The 23,105-nt window shown below is 52.1% G+C and carries 21 protein-coding genes; 7 read left to right on the plus strand and 14 right to left on the minus strand.

The genetic code is table 11. The annotated features are described in order from the left end of the window. Positions 1–126: 126 nt before the first annotated feature. Entirely contained in the window at positions 127–1,137 is a 1,011-nt protein-coding gene (gene gpr, locus JRJ22_RS22340; RefSeq protein ID WP_206101563.1) for a GPR endopeptidase, read from the minus strand. Between the two features lie 311 nt (positions 1,138–1,448). Between gpr and rpsT the strand changes: the two genes are divergently transcribed. The 3 genes from rpsT to JRJ22_RS22355 all read left to right on the plus strand — a co-directional run bounded on the left by rpsT (position 1,449) and on the right by JRJ22_RS22355 (position 2,873). Further along, a complete protein-coding gene (gene rpsT, locus JRJ22_RS22345) occupies positions 1,449–1,721 on the plus strand; it encodes a 30S ribosomal protein S20 (RefSeq protein ID WP_054941831.1) in 273 nt (90 codons plus the stop codon). A gap of 261 nt (positions 1,722–1,982) precedes the next feature. Further along, positions 1,983–2,480, plus strand: a complete 498-nt coding sequence (locus JRJ22_RS22350; RefSeq protein ID WP_206105260.1) for a DinB family protein — start codon at positions 1,983–1,985, stop codon at positions 2,478–2,480. A 24-nt stretch (positions 2,481–2,504) separates the two neighbouring features. Beyond that, the gene (locus JRJ22_RS22355) at positions 2,505–2,873 is read left to right on the plus strand and encodes a DUF1304 domain-containing protein (RefSeq protein ID WP_206101564.1); all 369 of its coding nucleotides are present in this window, start codon (positions 2,505–2,507) and stop codon (positions 2,871–2,873) included. Positions 2,874–3,031: 158 nt separating this feature from the next. Here the strand turns inward: JRJ22_RS22355 and holA are convergent, their stop codons facing one another. The 5 genes from holA to JRJ22_RS22380 all read right to left on the minus strand — a co-directional run bounded on the left by holA (position 3,032) and on the right by JRJ22_RS22380 (position 7,483). Next, complete coding sequence (gene holA / locus JRJ22_RS22360) at positions 3,032–4,051, minus strand: DNA polymerase III subunit delta (RefSeq protein WP_206101565.1); 1,020 nt, start codon at positions 4,049–4,051, stop codon at positions 3,032–3,034. A 283-nt stretch (positions 4,052–4,334) separates the two neighbouring features. After that, positions 4,335–5,558: a zf-HC2 domain-containing protein gene (locus JRJ22_RS22365; protein WP_206101566.1), complete on the minus strand. Its 1,224-nt coding sequence runs from the start codon at positions 5,556–5,558 to the stop codon at positions 4,335–4,337. Beyond that, positions 5,555–6,106, minus strand: coding sequence for an RNA polymerase sigma factor (locus tag JRJ22_RS22370; protein ID WP_054941836.1), 552 nt, complete (start codon positions 6,104–6,106; stop codon positions 5,555–5,557). Before JRJ22_RS22370 ends, JRJ22_RS22365 begins: the two co-directional genes overlap by 4 nt. Before the next feature lie 279 nt (positions 6,107–6,385). Beyond that, on the minus strand, positions 6,386–6,625 hold the full coding sequence (locus tag JRJ22_RS22375) for a hypothetical protein (RefSeq protein ID WP_206101567.1): 240 nt from the start codon (positions 6,623–6,625) through the stop codon (positions 6,386–6,388). Between the two features lie 216 nt (positions 6,626–6,841). Next, positions 6,842–7,483 carry a bifunctional 2-keto-4-hydroxyglutarate aldolase/2-keto-3-deoxy-6-phosphogluconate aldolase gene (locus JRJ22_RS22380; protein WP_206101568.1) on the minus strand — a complete coding sequence of 214 codons (642 nt, stop codon included), beginning with the start codon at positions 7,481–7,483 and terminating at the stop codon, positions 6,842–6,844. 359 nt (positions 7,484–7,842) lie between these two features. Between JRJ22_RS22380 and JRJ22_RS22385 the strand changes: the two genes are divergently transcribed. Then, positions 7,843–8,796 carry a sugar kinase gene (locus JRJ22_RS22385; RefSeq protein WP_206101569.1) on the plus strand — a complete coding sequence of 318 codons (954 nt, stop codon included), beginning with the start codon at positions 7,843–7,845 and terminating at the stop codon, positions 8,794–8,796. Positions 8,797–8,949: 153 nt separating this feature from the next. On the opposite strand, the gene JRJ22_RS22390 is transcribed toward JRJ22_RS22385, so the two are convergent. From JRJ22_RS22390 to JRJ22_RS22415, 6 genes are all read right to left on the minus strand, one after another. Next, positions 8,950–9,975, minus strand: a complete 1,026-nt coding sequence (locus JRJ22_RS22390) for a LacI family DNA-binding transcriptional regulator (protein ID WP_206101570.1) — start codon at positions 9,973–9,975, stop codon at positions 8,950–8,952. Positions 9,976–10,095: 120 nt separating this feature from the next. Next, complete coding sequence (locus JRJ22_RS22395; RefSeq protein WP_206101571.1) at positions 10,096–11,271, minus strand: hypothetical protein; 1,176 nt, start codon at positions 11,269–11,271, stop codon at positions 10,096–10,098. Then, complete coding sequence (locus JRJ22_RS22400; protein ID WP_206101572.1) at positions 11,268–11,807, minus strand: RNA polymerase sigma factor; 540 nt, start codon at positions 11,805–11,807, stop codon at positions 11,268–11,270. Before JRJ22_RS22400 ends, JRJ22_RS22395 begins: the two co-directional genes overlap by 4 nt. A 290-nt stretch (positions 11,808–12,097) precedes the next feature. Next, positions 12,098–14,740, minus strand: a complete 2,643-nt coding sequence (locus JRJ22_RS22405; RefSeq protein WP_206101573.1) for a ComEC/Rec2 family competence protein — start codon at positions 14,738–14,740, stop codon at positions 12,098–12,100. A gap of 122 nt (positions 14,741–14,862) precedes the next feature. Continuing rightward, positions 14,863–15,402, minus strand: a complete 540-nt coding sequence (locus tag JRJ22_RS22410; protein WP_408637851.1) for a deoxycytidylate deaminase — start codon at positions 15,400–15,402, stop codon at positions 14,863–14,865. A 102-nt stretch (positions 15,403–15,504) separates the two neighbouring features. Continuing rightward, entirely contained in the window at positions 15,505–16,173 is a 669-nt protein-coding gene (locus tag JRJ22_RS22415; protein WP_206101574.1) for a ComEA family DNA-binding protein, read from the minus strand. A gap of 140 nt (positions 16,174–16,313) precedes the next feature. On the opposite strand from JRJ22_RS22415, the gene comER reads away from it, so the two are divergent. Further along, on the plus strand, positions 16,314–17,165 hold the full coding sequence (comER, locus tag JRJ22_RS22420) for a late competence protein ComER (RefSeq protein ID WP_206101575.1): 852 nt from the start codon (positions 16,314–16,316) through the stop codon (positions 17,163–17,165). 111 nt (positions 17,166–17,276) lie between these two features. On the opposite strand, the gene leuS is transcribed toward comER, so the two are convergent. Both leuS and JRJ22_RS22430 read right to left on the minus strand, forming a co-directional pair. Then, complete coding sequence (leuS, locus tag JRJ22_RS22425) at positions 17,277–19,727, minus strand: leucine--tRNA ligase (RefSeq protein ID WP_206101576.1); 2,451 nt, start codon at positions 19,725–19,727, stop codon at positions 17,277–17,279. Positions 19,728–20,132: 405 nt separating this feature from the next. Continuing rightward, the gene (locus tag JRJ22_RS22430) at positions 20,133–21,200 is read right to left on the minus strand and encodes an AI-2E family transporter (RefSeq protein WP_206101577.1); all 1,068 of its coding nucleotides are present in this window, start codon (positions 21,198–21,200) and stop codon (positions 20,133–20,135) included. Positions 21,201–21,399: 199 nt separating this feature from the next. Between JRJ22_RS22430 and bglS (JRJ22_RS22435) the strand changes: the two genes are divergently transcribed. Together bglS (JRJ22_RS22435) and bglS (JRJ22_RS22440) are read left to right on the plus strand one after the other, a co-directional pair. After that, positions 21,400–22,122 carry a beta-glucanase gene (bglS, locus tag JRJ22_RS22435; protein ID WP_206101578.1) on the plus strand — a complete coding sequence of 241 codons (723 nt, stop codon included), beginning with the start codon at positions 21,400–21,402 and terminating at the stop codon, positions 22,120–22,122. Between the two features lie 196 nt (positions 22,123–22,318). Further along, complete coding sequence (bglS, locus tag JRJ22_RS22440; RefSeq protein WP_206105262.1) at positions 22,319–23,050, plus strand: beta-glucanase; 732 nt, start codon at positions 22,319–22,321, stop codon at positions 23,048–23,050. Positions 23,051–23,105: the final 55 nt, after the last annotated feature.

Genomic DNA, 23,105 nt, shown 5'->3' on the forward strand with positions numbered 1-23,105 from the left:
AGAGTCACGGGATGAACACAGCCGCCAGCAGGCCTTACCGGAGTAGAGAAACCCGCAGCTATGAAAAAGCCCGTATAAGCAGTGCCACTAAGGCAGCTTGTACGGGCCATTTTACTTATATACGGATTAGTGGGTATATGCGCCGACATTCCCCGGATCAACCGCGTCATGCAATGCGGCATTCAGTCCGCTAGCCACAATGTTGGCGATTTCCTCAATAAATTCATCGATCTCCTTGGGTGTAACGATCAGATCATGGCCCAGCGGCTCAAGCACTTCCTTCACCAGCTGCAGACGTTCCTGCTCGGAGATATCATCCAGCATGCCCATGATCTCTTTGGTATGCGCCCCGCCGTCCCCCATTTGACCAAAATGATTCTTCATCATTTCCAGCACATTGTTGACGATCGTAGAAGCATAACAAACAGTAGGAACCCCGATGGCTATACACGGGACTCCAAGAATCTCCTTTGTCAGTCCACGGCGTTTGTTGCCGATGCCTGATCCGGGATGAATTCCGATGTCAGCGATTTGAATCGTTGTATTGATCCGCTCCAGCGAACGGGAGGCCAGTGCATCAATCGCGATGATCACATCCGGCTTGGTCCGGTCCACAATGCCTTGAACGACTTCACTGGATTCAATCCCGGTAAGACCAAGTACACCCGGAGCGATTGCGCTGACATTGCGGTACCCTGGAGACACCTGGTCAGGAACCAGCTCATAAAATTGCCGCGTAATCAGTGCATTCTCCACAACCAGCGGACCCAGCGAATCGGGAGTCACATTCCAGTTCCCGAGGCCGACGATCAGCACTGAGGAATTTTTATTGATGCCGATTCTATTCATAAACTGCTCGAATTCACGGGCAAACACAACGGACACCTTCTGCTGGAGGCCGGTATCTCCGCCGCGCAGCGCCGGAACCTCCAGGGTTACATAGTTTCCGATCGCGCGTCCAATGGCCTGAGAGCCGGCGTTATTCGCCACGCCAAGCCGCGTAACCTTGATCCCATCCGCTTCTTCCACTTCTTCGTTCACACCGGGAATCGGCGTTTCGAGCGGTCCTTGGGCCATTTCTTTCGCCTCTACCGCCAGGTCCGTGCGTACCGAATACAGCTGAAGATCCAGTTCCATCGCTAGTTCAGCCTCCTAAAAGTTTTGTGAGCATATGCATCCTGATTGAACTTCTTTTTGTCCAGTAGTGTGCGAGAGAAGAGCATTGTTTATACAAACGGGACGGATATATAATTGCGGATCAAAAAAATTTCACCCATGAACATGCGAAAAGATAGAGCGCCGGACCTTATCTCCGGGAGTTCACCTGAGGAAGCGGAGGCTTATTCAATAGTATTTAGTGTTGCATTTTACTACTGGTCATGCTAAACTATTTTAAGTTGTGAATCATTTGATTAATGATTTCGAATGTCTTTCAGGAGGTGAATGCAATGCCAAATATCAAATCCGCGGTTAAACGCGTCAAGACGACCGAAAAACGCCGTGCACTGAACGCTTCCCAGAAATCTGCGCTTCGTACAGCTGTGAAAACTGCTGATGTAGCACTGACAGGAACGGAAGTTGAAACTGCTCATGCTGCTTTCCAAGCTGCTTCCAAAAAGCTGGACAAGGCCGTAACTAAAGGTCTGGTTCATAAAAATGCGGCTGCCCGCAAAAAATCCCGCTTGGCGAAGAAATTGAACGCTCTTAAGGCTCAAGCCTAAGCCAAGGGCGACATTCATAATGAGCACTATAAGAACCTGACCGCTATGCTGCATACGGTTAGGTTTTTTTGTTCCCATTAGAATAAGAAGAGCCTGTCCTGCGCTGAATAAGCGTCTAGGGCAGGCTCTTTTTTTATCCCCTCGCCCAAGACCCGGGCAATTGACAAAATTACTGAATTTAGGTATATTTACTTTTATGAAATTAGATTTTGCAAAATATAATTTAGATGCTATTAGTAAACTAAAGAAAGGAGCTTCATGATGTCCGAATCCAATTCTGCTTTTGGTGAGGCTCTTGTGAAATCACTGATTGGAGAACGCGGGCATATTCCGATTGCCAGAGCATTGCCGGATATTACATCCGAGCTCGCCGGACAACGCACGGAAGGGATCCCGTACAGCATTTATCAATTATTGAAGCATATGAGCTATTGGCAGGATTTCATGCTGACCTTTTTGGAGGGGGGAAAACCGCAAGCGCCAGGAAATGTAAGGGAGAGCTGGCCGGTAGAGGAAGCCCCTGTAGACGAGGCAGAATGGCAGGACACCGTGAGGCATCTGCTGCAAGGCGTGGAAAAGGCTGTTGCTTTTGCCCGGACCGTACAGCTGGACGAACCGCTCCTAGGTTTTCCGGGGGAAACTAAGGGCGGGATATTACGTAACATCGCCTCTCATAATTCCTACCATTTAGGAGAAATAGTTATACTTCGCCGTCTCCACGGGGCCTGGCCGCCACCTGGCGGAGGCTATCCCGCCTAATCCAATACAAAAGAGGGAATTAAAATGATGATTTTGAGTACTATACTTGTGGCGCTCGTAGCGCTGGAGCATGTGTATATTTTAGCCTTGGAGATGTTTATGTGGACTACCCCCAGAGCGCAGAAGGCGTTCGGGACCACCAGGGAGTTCGCGCAGGACACGAAATCACTCGCAGCCAACCAAGGTCTGTACAATGGTTTTCTGGCTGCCGGTCTGGTGTGGGGCTTGCTCCATCCGAACGACACGTTCGGATTTCAGCTTCAGCTGTTTTTCTTGATCTGTGTCTTGGTTGCAGCGGTCTATGGCGGCATGACGGCTAAGAAATCCATTCTGTTCGTCCAGGGCCTCCCTGCTTTTCTGGCTATTATCGCCCTTCTTCTGGCCAATCTGTAAATCGGTTTTTGACCATCAACTTGTAACTGGCGCCGATGCTGCATCGGGGCCAGTTTTTTTGCTGCTGATTAAATACGCGGCAATGGGCAAAAAAAGCTCCCCATACAGCGACAGATTTTCATTACCCGTCTGCTATATGGGGAGCGTATCAGGCAAAGTTAGGCGCCCAGACGCAGCATAAACATCTCCAGCCCGAGCACCTTGTCGATGGCACCTGTCTTCATCTGGTAATCCAGATCCGCCAGAATGCTCAGAATTTGACGCAGCCGCTGGCTCTCAAACTTGCGGGCCTGCTCTCCGGCCAGCTTAACGGCATACGGATGAAGTCCGACTTGAGAGGCAATCTGGCCCTGTGAATAGCTGAGCGCAGACAGATCCTTAACCTGCAGGATGATCCGGAACTGCCGGGCGATCAGCGCGGCAATCTTAATCGGCTCCTCGCGTTGCTTCAGCAGCTCATAGAGTGTATTAAGTGCCTTATCCAGGCGCAGATTCGCTATATCCTCCACCAGCGTGAACACATTCTGCTCGGTTCCCCGGTGTACAAGGCTCTCCACAGCTGCGGCATCCACAGTACCGCCGGCACCGGTGAACAGGCACAGCTTGTCCATCTCTGCGGACAGGTTCTGCAGCCCTGTGCCAGCGCTTGCTACAAGTGCCTCTGCGGTTCCCGGGGCCACTGCGCAGCCGCGGTCTTTAAAACCTTTTTCCACCCAGCGCAGCAGCTCTTCTGCACCCAGCGGATTAAAAGCCAGTACCGTTCCGGCAGCTTTGGCAGCTTTGACTATCTTTTTGCGTTCATCCAGCTTATCGTTATTGACCAGAAACACAATTACACTAAAATCGGCCGGAGCCTGCATGTATTCACTTAACAGCTCTACCCGGTGCTCAATTTTCGCATTCTCTTTGCCCGCTGTAAACAGCGAGGCATCCCTCACCAGCAGCAGCTTGCGCTCCACCATGAACGGGACGGTCTCCGCCTCCTCCACTACCGCCTGCACCGGCGTCTCGGAGAGGTCGAAGGGAATTACCGCAAAATCACGATCCTCTTTGGCGATCAGGTGATCCTCCAGCAAGGCCGCAAATTCATTCATCCGGAATTTCTCACTGCCGTAGAGCACATATAGCGGTGAAACTTTCCCCTGCCTGATGTCTTTGGCCGCCGTTTTGGCATCCATCCTGCCACTTCCTTTTCCATTTCATCATAACCATTTTATAGTTTAACAAAAAAAACGTTTTAAACATAGGGAGCTTCGCTGCTTTGTTCCATGCAAAAACGGAGCAACCTCGGCACTAAAGCCAAAGTTGCTCCGTTTCAGCGGCGCATCTATATAAACGACGGAAGGAGAAGCTCTAGAAACTTCACTTCCGGCGGTCATACCGATGAAACTCGCAAATCCTGTAATTCCTGTCCTCTTACCATAGCATATTCCGGGTGCCCCTAAAAAGTTCCAACTATAATTATTTATTACCCGGAAGGGCTGTCGCCGAAGCGTCCGGCGAAGCTGACGGTACCCCGGCGGCTCCGGCATCCGGAACGTTGTATACCTTGGAAACTTCGGAGCCATCCTTCAAGGTTACATACGTAAACTGGAGGCTGTCCTCCGACCAAGTACCGGATACCCACGTGCCTTCCAGCGGAAGCGAGGTTACCGCGGTCCGTTCCTCCTGAAGGCCGCTTGACGGAACGTTATAGATTACCAGCTGCTGTCCGGCAAGCTCGGCAGAATACTTTCCGTCCGGTGAGTACCAGGGGGACTGGGCTTTCAGCATAGGCAGCAGCCCCATCGTTCCGGCTTCTTCAGCCGCCGGAGTCTGCTCAACATCCTGCGCCGGCGCTGAATTGTCTGCAGCCGTATCCTCATCATTAAAGGTCCGGGCGTCCTGAGCACTCATATGACCACCGCCGCTTTTGATGTCAGACTGGGGGGCCGGAGTAGCCAGTTCACTGTTACGGATAACTGACGTGCTCCGCTTTGCCGAAGCGGGACCCTCACTCACAGCAGGGCCCGCTTCTGTAGCTTCCGCTGCCGGTCCGGCGTCTATCGTAGCCGGAGCCGCACTGTCCGCTTCTCCACCATCAACGGTTCCACCGTCGCTTGCGCCTGCGGATTCAGAGAGTTGAGCGTTAAGCTCATCAGGCGCAGCAGCGTTATCCGCGCCTTCCGTCGCTGCCGTATCCGAATTCCCCGTTGTCATCTTGCTCATGGCTTCATTGCTTCCAGCCGTATCAGCCGCCTGGTTCAACGCTTGCTCCACATCTGCCGCCGGCATGCTGTCCGGCATATTAAAGAGGGCAATCACCAGAATAATCGCAGCAGCAACTGCGCCAATGCCTGTCCGCGCGGCCATGGAAGCTACTCTGGAGGTTCCTTTCACTGTTTGGCTATGAGTACCTTTGCGTGTCATTGGAATGACTTTAGTGTCCTCCGAAGCTGCTGCATCCTCCGCTTGAACACCAAGATCAATCTGCTCAAGCTGAGGCATAATTGAATCAACCAGGCTGAAAGGAGGCTTAACGTCCGGCAGCTGTTCCATTTGTTCGGAGAGCAGAGTCAACCGGTTAAAGACTTCCGCGCAAGAAGGACAGTTGTCGATATGCCGATACATCTCTATAGTTTCATCTGGACTGAGATCATGATCCAAATAACGGTGCATCCATTCTATCACCTCCGTGCACTTCATCCTGATACACCACCTTTCTGATACTCCTGAAGTCTATTCTGCAGCTGCTGCCGGGCCCGGAACAGGTACGATTTCACCGTGTTCAGCGGCAGATCCAGACAGTCTGCAATCTCGTTGTAAGAAAAATCCTGTAAATACCGCAGTACAATCACCGTCCGGTGATGCTCCGGCAGCTGTTCGATCGCCTCGCGGATATCCTCCGCCAGATAACCGGACATGACTTCGCGCTCTACGTTATGTTTATTATCCTGGAACACCATCTCGTGCTCATCGATAGAAACGGTAGGCTTTGTTCTCCTGAATTTGTCAATGCAAATGTTGGTCACGATTCGCTGAACCCATGTTTTGAATTGGGCCTTCTCTTCATAGGAACCAATTTTGGTGTACACTCTGATGAGCGCTTCCTGTGAGGCATCCAGAGCGTCCTGTTCATTATGCAAAATGTAGAAGGCCGTCTTATACACATGTCCTTCAATTTCCCGCAATAGGGTGATTAGAGCGTCGCGATCGCCCGCTTGAGCGGCTCTGATGAGTCCCTGCTCCACCACGAAGGTTCCCCCTCTCTATGCAATCTTACTGACGTGTAAGACTGCGAATTTGTTGCAAGCCTGTAATCAATATTTTAACAATACCAAACTTTACATGTTACGTCTTGTGCCGCCACCGGTTCCGCTCCGACGCACGGCCATAACCGTCCATAATCCTTACTAAGCATACAAGGGAAGCGCCCAATCTTCAAATATTCTTTTACAGAAGTTTATTACAAAATTGAAATCAAATAAGGGCCGCCTCCGCAGCAGATTTCGCTACACTGGAGACAGCCCGGATTATCGATATAGTATAGTAGCACACAGCATCAATACAGCGTAATTGTCCTTGGAGTCATCATCCACTACATACATTTCACCCTGTTCAAAAATATGCGGATTATTATAATTCCGGTACAATTTATACATCTTACCGGCAGTGACCCGGCAGCCGCGCACAATGGATAGAATCTGCACATATTCGGCTTCTTCTTCATGTAAGGTCCGGTACAGCGTCCTTTGATCATCATTCCCGCGCATGACGGCTCCTTTCCTCCATTAGAAACATTCTTCAGAGCTTAAGCCAGTTCTAAAGTACCTTCTCTGTAAGTATTGCCCTGAAGTGGGGAAAAACCATCATTTAGCTTCATTTAGATGAAGGAAGAATTTTCACAAAAAAACTGCCAGACCGCTAAGTTCGGCCGGGCAGTTTAAGTATTTCAACGGATGTACATCATTAGCGGCTGGAGCCAGCGATTACGCGCCCTTAATCTCTTTAAACTTCGCAACATACTGCGCAGCCAGCTCTGTGATCTGGTCGTAGCGGCCTTCCTTGGCCGGAGCGGTCAGGTTGCCGCCGATGCCTACTGCAATGCAGCCGTTCGCAATCCACTTCTCCATATTGTTCAGGTCCACACCGCCTGTTGGCATGATGTTGACATGCGGCATCGGACCTTTGACTGCTTTGACATAATCAGGTCCGAAGGCGCTGCCCGGGAACAGCTTCAGCACATCTACGCCCAGCTTCAGCGCTTCCTTCATTTCATTCAGCGTCATGCAGCCCGGCATGTAAGGAATCCCGTAAAGATTGCACATCTTGGCAGTCTCTTCTTCAAAAGAAGGGCTGACCACAAACTCCGAACCGGCCAGAATAGCAATTCTCGCCGTAAGAGGGTCGAGCACTGTACCTGCACCGATAACCGCACGGCTGCCGTATTCGGCTACCAGCCGCTTGATCGCTACATCTGCATCCGGAGTCGTAAAGGTAACCTCAATGTTGTTCAGTCCGCCTCCTATACAGGCAGCTGACATTTTATAAGCATCGTCGGCATTATCCGCACGGATAACAGCGACTACACCAACAGATGTGATGTTTTGCAAAACTTTTATTTTCTTCATGATTAAACTCCCTCTCCTAATAAAAAATAGATTTCATCGCAAAAGTAAAAACATAAAATATTAATTTAGATAAACTATTTTATCTAATTTACTAACTTAATCGTAAATACTTCTATGGAAATAGTAATAATAATACCGTTAACAGTCAATAAGTTTTTATGTAAATCTGCAGAACCAGCCTAATACGATCCAAAAATCCCTTATAAACAAAGGACTTAGTGAGCAAACCATTATTATTCACAAAATTATCTCCACAGAATGAATAATGTTTTATTGAACAAAACCGATTTATATGATAATTTCTAGTTACTAATCATTATACAGGGAATCTACCGATTGCCCTCGGGAGGAATTTATCAATGAGTAAGCAGTTGAATGCCGTCACCTTTGGAGAACCGATGGCGATGTTTTATGCGAATGAGACGGGCCCGCTCCATGAGGTCACCTCATTCTCTAAAGCGCTGGCCGGAGCAGAGAGCAATGTGGCAACCGGACTGTCGCGTCTGGCCCACAAGACCGGATATGTAACCAAGCTTGGCGAAGACAACTTCGGTCAATTCATCGCCATGGCTTTGAATAAAGAGGGTATTGACACCGACAGCATCACTTATACCAAAGAGTTCTCAACCGGAATGCTGATCAAATCCAAGGTGCTTACCGGTGATCCCAAGGTTGAATATTTCCGCAAAAATTCCGCCGCCTCCAAGCTTAGCCTGGCTGATTTTGATGAAAGCTATTTTGCCTCCGCAGGCCATCTGCATGTAACCAGCATATCTTCAGCCCTTTCAAAGACCTGCCATGAATTCTCCCTGCATGCGATGGAATTTATGAAAAAGAACGGTAAAACCGTCTCCCTCGACCCGAATCTGCGTCCAACCCTTTGGCCGGACACAGAGACGATGGTCCATACGATCAATGATCTCGCTACCCGCTGCGACTGGTTCCTGCCGGGCCTTAGCGAAGGCAAAATTCTGACCGGACTTGAGACACCGGAGGAAATCGCCGGTTACTATCTGCAGCGGGGAGTATCGCTCGTGGTGATCAAGCTGGGCCCGGAAGGCGCTTATTACAAAACTGCCGCCGGAGAAGAGGGCTATGTAGACGGCTTCAAGGTAAAAGAGGTAGTGGATACGGTAGGGGCCGGGGATGGATTTGCCGTTGGGGTGATCAGCGCAATGCTTGAGCAGCTTACCGTAGCCGAGGCCGTGAGACGCGGCAATGCGATCGGCGCACTGGCGGTTATGTCTCCCGGAGATATGGACGGACTGCCAACCCGGGAAGGACTGGAACAATTCATGAACGCCAGCGTTTAAGGGCAATTGCGAATATCCGGCACCGCAGAAATAGTAGGACGACAGAAAGAGCAGCGATCCCCGTTAAGGGTCGCTGCTCTTTAATGTTATATTGGCGGCATAGCATGCTGGGGACACAGGAGCCATTGCGATAGGCGGAGCATATAAAACGGTTTATTCCGCAGCTGACGGCGGCCGGACCGACTGTCCCAGCTGGAGCGCAGGCGGAAAACGGTACGTAATCGGGACGGCAGCATCCTGATCCTCAATCAAAGAGAGCATCAGCTTCGCCGCCTGCATGCCCATTTCATAAGCCGGCTGGCGGATCGTCGTAATGGACGGATTGTAGATCCGGGCAAACTCCGCGTCGTCAATGCCGATGACAGACAGCCGCCCGGGGATGGCAATGGAATGGCGGTTCGCGTATTTAAGGATCTCGCCCAGCACGAGATCGTTGGCGGCGAGCAGCGCTGTCGGCGGCTGCGGCTGGCGCAGCAGATCATCCAGCGCAGCGGAGATCTCTTCACGCGGCACACTGCGCATGTACCGTTCATTCAGCGGCAGCCCTGCTTCCTCCATTGCCTTTTTGTAGCCGCTCATTCGTTCCCTTCGCGGTGTAATTGCATGCTCCCCAAGCGGCAGTGATAGAATCGCAATCGCCTCATGACCGTGCCGTGTCAGCTCCTTAACCGCGGTCTTGACAGCCATTTCATTGTCCAGCAGCAGACTCTGCGTCGTTACCCCTTCCACCAGCCGGTCCATGAAAACAAGCGGATATTCCGCATCAATCAGCTTACTGTAAGCCGAAGACTGGTCGCCTGTCGGGAATATAATTAAGCCGTCTACCTGGCGCGCTATTAAGTTCTCCACATAGGTATTCTCTTTATCAGCGTTCTCATCGGCATTGCAGATAATAACCTGAATACCATGGCGCGACAGCTCATTCTCGATCGCCCGGATGCACTGGATCGACAACGAGTAGTCAATATTCGCCACAATGATCCCGACCATATGGGTACGGTTCTGCTTGAGGCTGCGGGCCAGGCCGTTCGGCTGATAGTTCAGCTCCTCGATCACACCCTCTATCCGGTTCTTCGTGGCCTCGCTCATATATTTAAACCGTTTATTCAAAAATTGCGAGACTGTGCTTTTGGACACTCCCGCTTTTTGAGCGACATCCTCAATCGTTAATTTCTTCATTTTTCCGCCCCACTCTGTCTATATAAAAAAGCCATACCTTTGATATTATCAAAAGTATAGCTTTTTTTTAGTAAATTATCTAGTAATCAATTATCGAAGCTTTAGCTTACGGGAAAGAGCTTAGTTCTGCGGTTCATACTTTACGCCATATTCTTCAAGCCACCAGTCATAGACCCATTGCTGGCCTAGCGGCAGCGTGAATTCAGGTGAGCGTTTCTCGCCGTTTACTTCATAGTGTGCTGTTAAGATCTTACTTTGGATCAAAGTATTCAAGTCGTGGTCAGCAAACGAGGTCGATTTTTTAGCGCCTGAATCCTTTTGATTTGCAGCGAACTCTCCAGTAAGCATCTGCGATTCCCCGGTTTCGAGATTATACAGCTTGTTATGGGCAATCCACTTCCCGTTATCACCGGGGGTATAGTACACCAGCAGCAATTCCTCATGCTTCAGATCGATAGAGATAAATGACTTGTAGTTTCCATATTCCTTTTCTATCGAAAATATCTCTGTTGGTGTTACAGTTGCTCCCGCAGCTGCCTTTTGCACGTCAATGACAGACAGCTTCCCTTTGGAATAATTGGCGCGTCCTTCCCCTAGCGTATATGTGCTGCTAACCAAAAGCGCATATTTCCCGGCACCTTCAACTCCCATCAGGTTATAGTATGTTTGTGCCCCACCGGCATAAAGCGGGAAGGTATAGATGCGTTTGGCTGAGGCAACTGAGAGCTCAGAATGACCTTTTGGAGTGAGATAAAGCGAATATGGCTCTGTGTTATGAGTCAGCTTGGGTTTAGTGTAATTTACTACCGGCGGCGGCGGTGACCACACAATGCCTGCATCTGTCTCGACTGCACGCGCGTTTGACTTATCTCCGCTAAATGACAAAGGCATATAATACTTCTGCCCTCCGATTTCGAACTCTGCCGAGCCTACAGGCGGATTATAATCCTTCGCTTCCGCTGATGGAGAAGGTACAGCCGATGGCTGCACAGCGGCAGCGGTAGATTTACTGAACAAGGAGGCAATTTGAGCTGCGTAATCCCCCTTGCCGAGGCTCCCAAGCGGCCAGACCAGCACACCGAACAGCAGGAGGGCCGATAAACCGGCGATACTGAAGCTTTTGGGTGAACGAAATCTTTTGCCTGCCCCGGCGCGGCTTTCGGCTGCAAGCTCGATCCGGGCCATCAGCTCCGGGGTGAAGCCGTCTTCCTGAAACGGACCGCCTGCCGCCTGCTGATACCATTCCGGCTTTTTATGTAACATGTGTACTGTGTCCTGGGCCTGTCTGTTCTTCATCGCTTTTCCTCCTCCTCCAGCGCCTTTCTTACTTTGTCCCTGGCCCGCGACAGCCGGGATTTTACCGTTCCTTCCGCCACACCGAGCAGTAAAGCCATTTCTACGGTGGACAGCCCCTGTTGAATCTCCAGTACCAGCACCTCCCGGTGTTTTTCCGGCAGCTCCATAATCAGCTCCCAGATCCTGCTGACGTACTGGTTGCTGATCGCTTCTTTTTCCGCAGACATCGCCTGTCCAGTCTCCTGCCCGTTCCCAAGCGGGGCAAATCTGCGCCAAAAGCTGCTCCTTCTCCAGCTGAATGCCGTATTGCGGGTAATCGTCAGCAGCCAGGTTTTTAGGGTAGCGTTCCCGCGGTATTTTCCGATGCTCCGGTAGGCTTTCAGGAACACCTCCTGGCTGATGTCATTCGCCTGCTCGCGGCTGCGGGTTAGGAAAAACGCATAATGCCACACATCGGAGCCGTACGTCTCCATCATCTCCCGCAGCGTCATGGACGGCGCATAGGCCACGGCGTAAGGCAATTCTTCACTGTGCATGTTCTCTCTCACCTCTCCCCCAATAAGACTCTCCAGGCAGCAATTGGTTCCCTCAATTTTCCAAAAGGATCAACGAATTTTATGTATAACTAATTTCGTGGCAAAAACGGCGGAAACGGAATACATCTGGCCAAGAAGGCACCTCCCGCAAGAACCTTGGTCCTGCACAGAAACCTTACCTGAGCATGATAACAGCAATTTCAGCTATAGGGTACAAGAAATAAGAATACACTCTTGGAAGTCTGCGCATTGAACAAGGCGGCTGCTGGGTGATTTGATCCCTGCTCTTGTTAAGGACCAGGTGCTAAGCGCTTATGCCTCACGGTGATCCCTTCCTTCCGTACCCTCAGCTGAATCTCTCCATGCAAATCCGTCCGGTATACAGCCGTAGCCGAATCCGCCAGACGTTTCAATACATCCGCATTGGGATGCCCGTACAGATTATGGACTCCGGCAGAGATCACTGCTGCACCGGGATTCCAGAACTCCAGCCAGGCTGCGCTTGTTGCGGTTTTGCTGCCGTGATGCGCTACTTTCAACACCTCGATAGGCCCGCCTTTTAGGATACCTGCCTGCTGACCGGCTTCCATAATATCCCGCTCCGCCGCCTCGTCCATATCTCCCGTAAAAAGAAAGCCACGGCCGTTCATCTCCAGCCGGAAGACGACCGATTCGTGATTCTGTTCCTCCACCTCCGGAAGCAGGGAATCTCCCTCAGCCGGAAGCTCCGGCCACAGGAAAAACAACCGCGTCTCGTCATCCGGAGTAAGCATCTGTCCCTGATGAACCGCGTACATCCGGACACCCTTTGCAAGCGCCGTATCCATCAGCTCAGCATACGCTTCCGTGCCGGTCAGCGTCCCGTTGAACAGCAGTGCAGAGACCGGCATTCCTTCCAGCACAGCCTGCAGCCCGCCCGCGTGATCCTGATCACCGTGGGTTAATATTACAGCGTCCAGCCGGTGGATGCCCCGCTGCTTCAGCAAGGGCAGCAGTGTTTTGGCCCCGACCTCAAACGGGCTGCGGCGGATGCGCCATTCCTCCCAGTCCCCGAAGCTTACCGTTCCGCCGCCGTCGACCAGAATATGCGCTCCCTCGGGCGTAGTAATCAGGATGCTGTCCCCCTGACCCACATCCAGATAGCTGATGGCTCCTGTACCACCACTCAGCTCCCCGGCATAATAACCCTTGTACAGCAGGAGCGCCATTCCGGCGGCGCATAGTACAGCTGCCGGACCACTCCAGCGGAGGGTAGCCGGAACGGGAAACAGCGGGTGCGGTGATAACGCTCCGCGACTTCTGCCTGTGTGATGGCAGCGTCCGTCATCCCCCGGCTGTTCAAGCTCTGACAACGGTCTGGTTTCATCCTCCATATACTGGGGAGCGAACCTGGCTTCCTTACGCCGCTTCAGGATATACAGCAGACCATAGAGAAGCGTGTAATAGATGCTAATCCACAACAATGAAGGCGAGGCCCAGATCAGGGTACCGGCACTGAATCCGTTCACCCACTCCACTCCCGCAAACGTAACATTATTCAGTAACTCTGCAAAATGTGCAATGACAAGTGCAGCGGCATTCCAGAACCGCCCAAGCAGCAGCGCCAGTGTCCCGAGCGGCAGTACAAGAAAGGTTATAAAGGGAACAAGCAGCAAATTGGCGGCAAAGGACAGCAGCGAGAACTGGTTAAAATAATAGATTGTGAGCGGAAAAGAAACCAGCTGCGCGATTAAAGTCACCGACAGGGCACTGCCCAGCCAGCCCGGCAGCCTCCTGAATAATGGTGCAGCCAGAGGTGTGTACACCATAAGCCCCGCCGTTACCAGAAAAGAAAGCTGAAAACTGACACTGAGCAGCAGATAAGGATTCCAGACCAGCATCAGCAGCGCCGAAGCGGCCAGAATGTGCATCCCGTCCTTAAGCAGGCCGAGCCTGGCGGCCAGCAAAGCGATCATGCTCATCAGCCCGGCACGAATAATCGACGGCCCGGCACCGGATAACAATACATATCCAGGAACAAGCAGCAAGGTTATCGTTATGGCCGTTTCTCTGGTGATGCGGCAGCGGCGCAGGATAAATAGAATCACCCCGACGTATACAGCTACATGCATCCCCGAGATGGCCAGAATATGCGTCAGGCCCAGCTGGGAGAACTGCTTGAACGTATCCGGGTCCAGATCCTCCTGGATCCCAATGACCAGGCCCTTCATATATCCGGCATGCGGCTCCTGAAATAAGCGGTCCAGCTCTGCCCCGAGCGCTGAACGCACGGCATCACTCCAGCGGAGGATCCCAGATAGCTCCCAGGATGCCGGAGGTTTCACCGAAACGCTGGCCGTGCCTTCCCCTTTTAGCAGCCAGTGGATCTTCTTAGTCAGCAGATAGGCTCGGTAATCGAATCCGCCAAAATTACGTGCCGCCTGCGGCTGCTCCAGCTCTCCTTCCATGACTACCCGGTCTCCCCGCTGCCACCCGGCAGCTACCGCAATTTCACTTTCAGCCTGGAGTTTGATTTGCACAGCAACAAGTTCATCTGCCGCATGTACTGCATTAGCCCCTTGTAGATCCAAACCGATACGCGACAGCTTCAGCGTAAAATCCACCCGGTCCCCGTCCCGCTCCACTGGAGAAGTTATTACACCTGCGGCAGTAACGTAATTCTCGTTCAGCTCGTTCGCCTGCTTACCCAGCGCTTCCGGCAGCAGGCTGATATTACGGGCTTCGTTCCATTCCCAATACAGGGCTGCCGCAGCAAGTGCCAGACCGAACACCGCAGCCGTTCGCCAGCGTATCCCCCTGCTGACTGCCCAGATAGCGATCAGCAGCAGACAGCAAGCGATATAGATCAACAGTTTGTGACCAGAGAATAAACAGCCCGCCGAGCTGCCGGCAATCCAGCAGATCGTGAAGCTTAAGAGCGGCCTCCTGTTCATAATATTCCTCCTTCGGTAATCGCCTTTATCACAAAAAAGAACCTCTGCATACGCAAACATTGCGTGTGCAGAGGTTCTTCCCCTGAAGCTTATTCTTACTCCGGCTGCGTCAGTTCCGCCGGTTATTCTGATACGGTGATCATGGTTTCCTTCGGCGGCTCATAGTTCTCCAATTGGCGGAACACAATCCCTTTGGAGCCCAGCATCGCTTCTACCTTCGCCATATCCTTGCGGTATGGACGCAGGTAGACGATCTCTACAATACCGCTGTTGGCCAGCATATTAGCGCAAGTCCAGCATGGTTCATCTGTAACGTAGACCGTACTCCCTTCCCGGTCGCTCCGGTCGGTGAACAGCAGCAGATTCTGCTCAGCATGGATCGTGCGGATACAGCGCTGCTTCTTCACCATCGTCTCTACGCCGCCAACGATCTCCCGCTCATATTGCTCAGAGACCATACAGCCAGCTTCAGAGCAGTCCGGAACACCCATAGGTGCGCCGTTATAGGCGGTGCCCAGCAGCTTCTTGCCTTGCACCAGCACAGCGCCGACATGGCGGCGGGGGCAGCGTGAGCGGGTGGAGACCATGCAGGCAATGTCCATGAAATATGTATCCCAGTTCTTACGATAGGCCACAGTCATCAGCAATCTCCACTTCCTCATAAATAGTTGTTCATTATTGTAACATAATGCGGCATATTTTCACTATAAAGCTTGTACGGGATAACAGCATGTCCAAGACCTTCCGCAAACATAGTGCTTGCCTCAAAAAACAACCAGCGGCTTCAGCTGTTCCAGCATCTTCGGCCCGATCCCTTTCACCTTGCCCAAATCGGCCAAGCTGCGGAACGCCCCTGTGCTGCTGCGGTAGTCGATGATCGCCTGCGCTTTCTTCTCGCCGATACCCGGCAGGTTCATCAGCGCTGCGGCATCGGCTGTGTTTACATTGATCCTGCCGTCCGCTGCGGCGGCGGGTGGCGTGCTTGCAGCTGTTCCAGCGGCTATACTCCCGCTTGCTGCACCCGGTGTAGCAGCTCCTTCACTCTCTGCTGCTCCGGCAGTTCCGCCACTCGTACCCGAACCGGCACTTACTTCTTTTCTGTCACCACCCGTTCCACCGTTTACCGCGCCAGACGCCGCTGTCCTGCCATCACCCTTGATCCCTGCTGCGCTGTCAGCCGCCAGTCCACTGCTTACTGTAACGGAAGCCGCTGCAACATCCTTTCCTTCCCCATCAGCCGTTCCACTACCCGAGCCCGCACCATCACTGTCCGCCTTCCCCCCGCCAGCTTCCACTCCCAGAGCCTGCGCCATTCCGGCGTTCAGCGTCTCCCAGCCGGCGATGCCCTCTTCTGCCCTATGGTCCGCAGCCCAGACCAACCCCCCGCCCAGCAGCGCGGCGGCAATAGCCGAACCAATTCTTCTTATAATCATTAAACCGTCCTCCTTCAATTAATTGTAATTTTATTCAAAAATACGTTTAAAACCTGTCATTTGTCCAAGACTGTCCTGCATACATTTAACGAAGAGTATTCCTGTAAGCCCAGCAACATAAGAAAGGAGGTAACCACAGGATGAAAGTGGGATTTATCGGAACAGGTAGCATGGGCGGTCTGCTCATTGAAACCTTTCTTAGTTCGGGAGCACTTGATCCAAGCGATGTGCTGGCCAGCAACCGCAGCCAAGGCAAGCTGCTGGAGCTTAAGAAGGTTCATCCCGGAATTACGGTTTGCGCAAGCAACAGCGAAACCGCATCAGGAAGCGATATTGTTTTTTTATGTGTCAAACCTTTGCAGTTCAAAACGTTATGTGATGAAATTGCTCCCTGTCTGAGCAGCGAGCAAATTGTCGTATCCATTACAAGTCCTGTCCAGCTCTACCATCTGGAATCCGTTCTGCCGTCCAAAGTTGCCAAGATTATTCCCAGCATCACCCATTCCGTCAAGAGCGGGACTTCTCTTTGCATCTTCGGAAGCAGGTTAAATAAAAAAGACAGGCTGGCGCTCCTCCAGCTGTTATCATTTATTGGCGTTCCTGCGGAAATCCCTGAGGGTCATACCCGGATTGCCTCTGATTTCTCCAGCTGCGGTCCGGCGTTCCTCAGTTATTTTCTGGAGCGGTGGATTGAAGCGGCTGTAGAAGCGACCGGCATCGACGAGGCACTGGTCAGCACGCTGGCCGGTGAAATGCTGCTTGGCACAGGCAAGCTGCTGACGGAAAGGGGGTTCACTCCCCAGGAGCTGCAGGAGCGGGTTGCCGTCCGCGGAGGAATTACGGCGGAGGCGCTGAACCACCTGCGTTCCAGTCTGGAAGGCGTATTCGAACGGCTGATCACCACAACCCACGACAAATACAATGAGGATCTGAACAAGCTGGATGCCCTCTTCGGCCAGAGCGGCATCGTTCAAGGACCGCTGGACCGCTAGTCTGCCTCTGCAAGGTACTGCACCTAAGTTCCTGCGTCCGTTCATATGGCAAGAAACAAAAACCCGCAGCACGGAATCATCCGTAGCTGCGGGTAGAATTGCGTTCTTCGCTTAACCCACTACAATATTTACAAGCTTGCCGGGAACTGGAATGATTTTGCGGACGGTTTTGCCCTCTACAGCGGCCTTCACATTCGGCAGCGCCAGTGCATGTTCCTGCAGTTCCTGCTGGTCCATATCCGCTGCTACCAATGCACGCTGTACGATCTTGCCGTTCACCTGTATAACGATTTCAACCTCAGCATCCACCGTCCAGGCTTCTTCATAAGCCGGCCAAGGGACATAGCTGATGCTTCCTTCGTGGCCGAGCAGCTGCCACAGCTCTTCGGCAATATGCGGTGCCAGCGGCGACAGCATCTGCACGAAGTGCTCTGCCGCTTCCTTGGACAGGCTCTCCTGCTTGTAGGCATCGTTGATGAAGATCATCAGCTGGCTGATCGCTGTGTTGAAGCGCAGGTGTTCGAAATCATCACCAACCTTTTTCAGCGTCTTGTGCCAGGTGCGTTTGAACTCATCCGTACCGCCGTCCGCCGTAATTTTAGCGCTGAGGCTGCCGTCTTCGTTTACGAACAGGCGCCATACGCGGGAGAGGAAGCGGTGGATACCTTCCACGCCTTTTTCATTCCACGGCTTGGTAGCTTCCAGCGGCCCCATGAACATTTCATAGACACGCAGGGTATCTGCCCCGTAGGCTTCCACAATCTCATCCGGGTTGATAACATTGCCGCGTGATTTACTCATCTTCTCATTGTTGTTCCCCAGAATCATGCCCTGGTTCACCAGTTTGTGGAACGGTTCCTTCGTATCCACTACACCAATATCGTAGAGCACTTTGTGCCAGAAGCGGGCATACAGCAGGTGAAGCACCGCATGCTCAGCACCTCCGATGTACAGATCAACCGGCAGCCATTCCTTTTGCTTCTCCGGTGAACACAGCTCCTTGTCGTTATGCGGATCGATATAACGCAGGTAGTACCAGCAGCTGCCGGCCCATTGCGGCATGGTGTTGGTCTCGCGGCGGGCCTTCATGCCGGTCTCCGGATCAATCGTCTCCACCCACTCGGTTACGTTCGCCAGCGGAGATTCGCCGGTACCCGAAGGCTTAATGGCATCCACATCCGGCAGCATCAGCGGCAGCTGATCCACTGGAACAGTCTTCATCGTACCGTCTTCCAGATGCAGAATCGGAATCGGCTCACCCCAGTAACGCTGGCGGCTGAACAGCCAGTCGCGCAGGCGGTAGGTTACTTTGCCTTTACCGCTGCCCTTCTCCTCCAGCCAGGCGATCATCTTCGCGATAGCCTCTTTATTGTCCAGACCATTCAGGAAATCAGAGTTCACATGCGGGCCGTCGCCGGAGTAGGCCTCTTCCTCGACATTGCCGCCTTGAACAACTTCGATGATGTTCAGGCCGAACTGCTTGGCGAACTCCCAGTCACGGGTATCATGTCCCGGAACAGCCATAATCGCTCCCGTTCCGTAACCGGCCAATACATAATCGGCAATCCAGACCGGCACTTTAGCGCCGTTTACCGGATTAACCGCATAAGCGCCGGTGAATACACCGCTTTTCTCCTTGGCGAGGTCCGTACGTTCTAGATCACTCTTGCGGGCCGCTTTGTCGCGGTAATCTGCAACCGCAGCAGCCTGGGCTTCGGTTGTAATGATATTGACCAGTTTATGCTCAGGTGCCAGCACGCAATAGCTTGCTCCGAACAACGTATCCGGACGGGTGGTGAATACTTCCAGACTCGCCTCGTGGCCGTCAATCGCAAAGTTCACTTCCGCACCGGTCGATTTGCCGATCCAGTTGCGCTGCATATCCTTGATGCTTTCTTCCCAGTCCAGCTCATCCAGATCCTCAAGCAGACGTTCCGCGTACTCCGTAATTTTCAGAATCCACTGGCGCATCGGTCTGCGGACGACCGGATGGCCGCCGCGCTCGCTTTTGCCGTCGATAACCTCTTCATTAGCCAATACGGTTCCCAGCGCTTCACACCAGTTAACCGATACCTCAGCCACATAAGCAAGTCCGCGGTTGTACAGCTGGATGAAGATCCACTGTGTCCATTTATAGTACTCCGGATCGGTAGTGCTGATCTCGCGGTCCCAATCGTACGAGAAGCCCAGCGATTTAATCTGGCGGCGGAAGTTGTCGATATTCTTAACCGTAATATCGCGCGGATGCTGTCCGGTATCCATTGCATACTGCTCTGCCGGAAGGCCGAAAGCATCCCAGCCCATCGGATGAAGCACATTGTAGCCGCGCATCCGTTTGTAGCGGGAGACGATATCTGTCGCCGTATATCCTTCCGGGTGACCTACATGCAGTCCTGCGCCCGAAGGATACGGAAACATATCCAGCGCGTAAAATTTCGGTTTGTCTTGGGCTTCGCCAGTCTTGAAGGTTTTGTTCTCATCCCAGAATTTCTGCCATTTCGGCTCGATGGTCTGGGCGCGGTAGCCAGTTCCGGCTGCCGTGCTTGTTTGATTCTCGCTCATCTCATTCTCCTCCTTGGAGTACTGCTGCTGTAAGTACAAAAAAACCTCCCATCCCTAGCGTATTTACGCTAGGGACGAGAGGTTTGAATTCCCGTGGTACCACCCTAGTTAGCGGCCGGACATGCTCTGCCTGCCACTCACTTTGACACCCTTTATCGGGGGTGAGGCGACGACGGTTCACACGCTGGATTCTGTAAAAACCGTGTACAGAACCTGCGGCTTGCGCCGTTACTCCGAGGTGAGTTCATCCGCTTCGTTAACCGGCTTGCACCTGTACACCGGCTCTCTGAACTAACGTCCAGCGAATTAGTACTCCTCTTCATCGACAAGTATTCGTAATGCTAATCGTAATATTACACAATATTATATACAACTTTGTTGTCTATAGTCAACGTTTTTGCCAGCTTATGCCGGCTTACGCCGGATATAATACGTAAAGATATGCTGTATGACGACTTTCCCGGCTGCAAAGACCGGTACTGCAAGGATTAAGCCGATCATTCCCGCAACCTCCCCGCCGACCAGCAGGGCAAAAATGATCATCAGCGGATGCAGATGAAGCCTGCGGCCTACCACTTGAGGAGAAATGACGTTGCTCTCCAGCATCTGGCACAGTGTATTCACAACAGCTACCAGCAGCACAAGCCGCAGCGAGATTGTCGAGGCCATCACAATCGCAGGCGCTGCTCCAAGAAACGGCCCCATATAGGGCACGATATTGAATACGGCAACTACACAGGCAAACAGCAGGGCATAGGGCATACCAATGATTGCGTAGCCGATATACGCCAGTACACCGATGATAAGACAGACCAGAAACTGGCCGCGGATATAATTGCCGAGCGCATCATCGATATCCTTCAGGAGCTTCACCATCGATTTGCGGCGCGAGCGGGGCAGACAGGAAACGACCGTCCGTTCGAACACATCGAAGTCTTTTAGGATATAGAACACAAGAAACGGTACGATAAACGCATTGAACAGCACCCCTATCGTCGTTCCGATATTATCGAGAAAATGGGAAATCCCTTCCTCAAGGCGGTTCTCCAGTTGAAAAAACCAGTTATTCATCCCCGTTTCTACACCCGGCGGGATCAGCCTGCTATTCATATTCCGCATTAAGCCCTGCGCATGCAGCGTCATTTCCGGCAAATGCTCATTCAGCTCTTCAAGCTGTTCGATGAACATCGGGATCAGGTTAATGGCGATGACCGCAAGCGTAGTCAGGAATACGGTATAGATGAGCAGCACCGCCACACCCCGCGGCATTTTCCGCCCGGCCAGCATACTGACTACCGGATTCAGTACATAGGAAATGATCATCGCAGCCAGAAAGGGCGCCAGAATCGCTTTTAAAAAAACGAATATCCCATGCAGCATCGGACGGAGCAGCCAGACAAAATATAAAATGATCAGGGCGAGCAGCACACCGATCATCCAGCGGAACCATTTGCTTTGCGACCATTGCTCCACGTTATCCCTCCTGATCGAATTCAGCATAAGACAGACATACGATATCAGTATGTGTGGGAGGAAGGCAAAATACTCTAGTTGCCCAACAAATAAATTGTTTTTTTGTTATCCAGGTTCGAAAGTTGGTATGGTGGACAGAATTTGCGTTAGCTAGAATCATATTGTAAAACGCTTTCATTTTAAGGAGGAATGCTTTTCTATGAAAAGGCTGAAGAAATTTTGCGGTGCTGGTCTGACCTTGCTGCTTGTCGGATTGCTGGCGGGTGCTCCGTCTGTATCGGCTGCCACCGTCTTTTATGAACCTCTGACCTACTTCAATTCCGCAACCTGGCAAAAAGCCGACGGCTATTCCAATGGAGGTATGTTTAACTGCACCTGGCGCGCCAACAATGTCTCATTTACCAGCGGAGGACAGCTTCGCCTTGCACTGACCAGCTCCAGCTACAATAAGTTTGACGGGGCAGAATACCGGTCTACAAACAAGTATGGCTACGGCAAATATGAGGTCAGCATGATGCCGGCCAAGAACAGCGGAATCGTCTCCTCCTTCTTCACTTATACCGGTCCTTCCGATGGAACACCATGGGATGAGATTGATATCGAATTCCTTGGCAAGGATACGACTAAAGTACAGTTCAATTATTACACTAACGGCGTTGGCGGACACGAAAAGGTTGTCGATCTGGGCTTTGATGCTTCACAGGGTTATCATACGTATGCTTTCGACTGGCAGGCAGGGTCGATTAAATGGTACGTGGATGGAGTGCTCAAGCATACGGCCACGAGCAATATTCCCTCCCATGCCGGTAAAATCATGATGAACCTTTGGAATGGTACAGGCGTCGATTCCTGGCTCGGATCATATAACGGGGCTAATCCGCTGTATGCCTATTACGACTGGTTGAAATATACTGGCAACTAAAAGCGAGTAAAAGGACCCCGGCGGCTGCTGAAAACGCGCCTGCCGGGGTCCTTTTACTTCTGTTGAAATCCGTTATCTTCAGAATTTGTTATTCGGATTGACACATTGGTATGGCGGCTGCAGCCGTCATTCAGTACGATATTAGCAAGAATACTTCACAGGAGGAACAGGTTTGATACGCAGCAGGTTAATCAAAATGTCCGCAGCGGTTGCAGCTCTGTCGGCCGCTGTATGGGGGATATGGGCTTTCACTTCAGCATCCAGCTCAGAAGAAGCCGGAATCATCAAGGACAATTTCACAACATTCAACACGGAGTTCTGGAAGAAAACGGATGGCTATTCCAATGGAGACATGTTCAACTGCACCTGGCGCGGGGACAACGTTTCGTTCGCCGGAGATGACCTCCTGACTCTGTCACTCACCAGCCCGTCTCCGGGAGAATACGACGGTGCGGAGTACCGTTCGCTGGACAAGTACAGCTATGGCAGGTATGAAATTCGGATGAAGCCGGCGGCGAATCCCGGTGTGGTCTCTTCTTTTTTCACTTATACCGGCCCTTCGGAAGGCGAGCCTTGGGATGAAATCGACATTGAATTTTTGGGCAAGAACACGCGGCAGGTGCAGTTAAATTACTTCACTGACGGCGCAGGGGGGCATGAGCAGGTGATCGACCTCGGCTTTGATGCCTCACAGGAATTCCACTGGTACGGCTTCGACTGGAAGAGGGACTCCATTACCTGGTACATCGACGGCCGGCCCGTTCACACAGCCACCGAGAACATTCCCTCCACCGCGGGCCGCATTATGATGAATCTCTGGAACGGGACTGGTGTGGACTCCTGGCTGGAGCCGTTTGACGGCAAGGTACCGCTCCACGCATACTATGACCAGTTCCGCTATACTCCGGATCAAGCGCCCGGCGAGTAAAATTCCCGGCGCCAATCCGACAAGAAACCGCCTTAATCAAGGCGGTTTCTTGTCC

It is taken from the genome of Paenibacillus tianjinensis, assembly GCF_017086365.1.
In the GTDB taxonomy this organism is placed as follows: domain Bacteria; phylum Bacillota; class Bacilli; order Paenibacillales; family Paenibacillaceae; genus Paenibacillus_AQ; species Paenibacillus_AQ tianjinensis.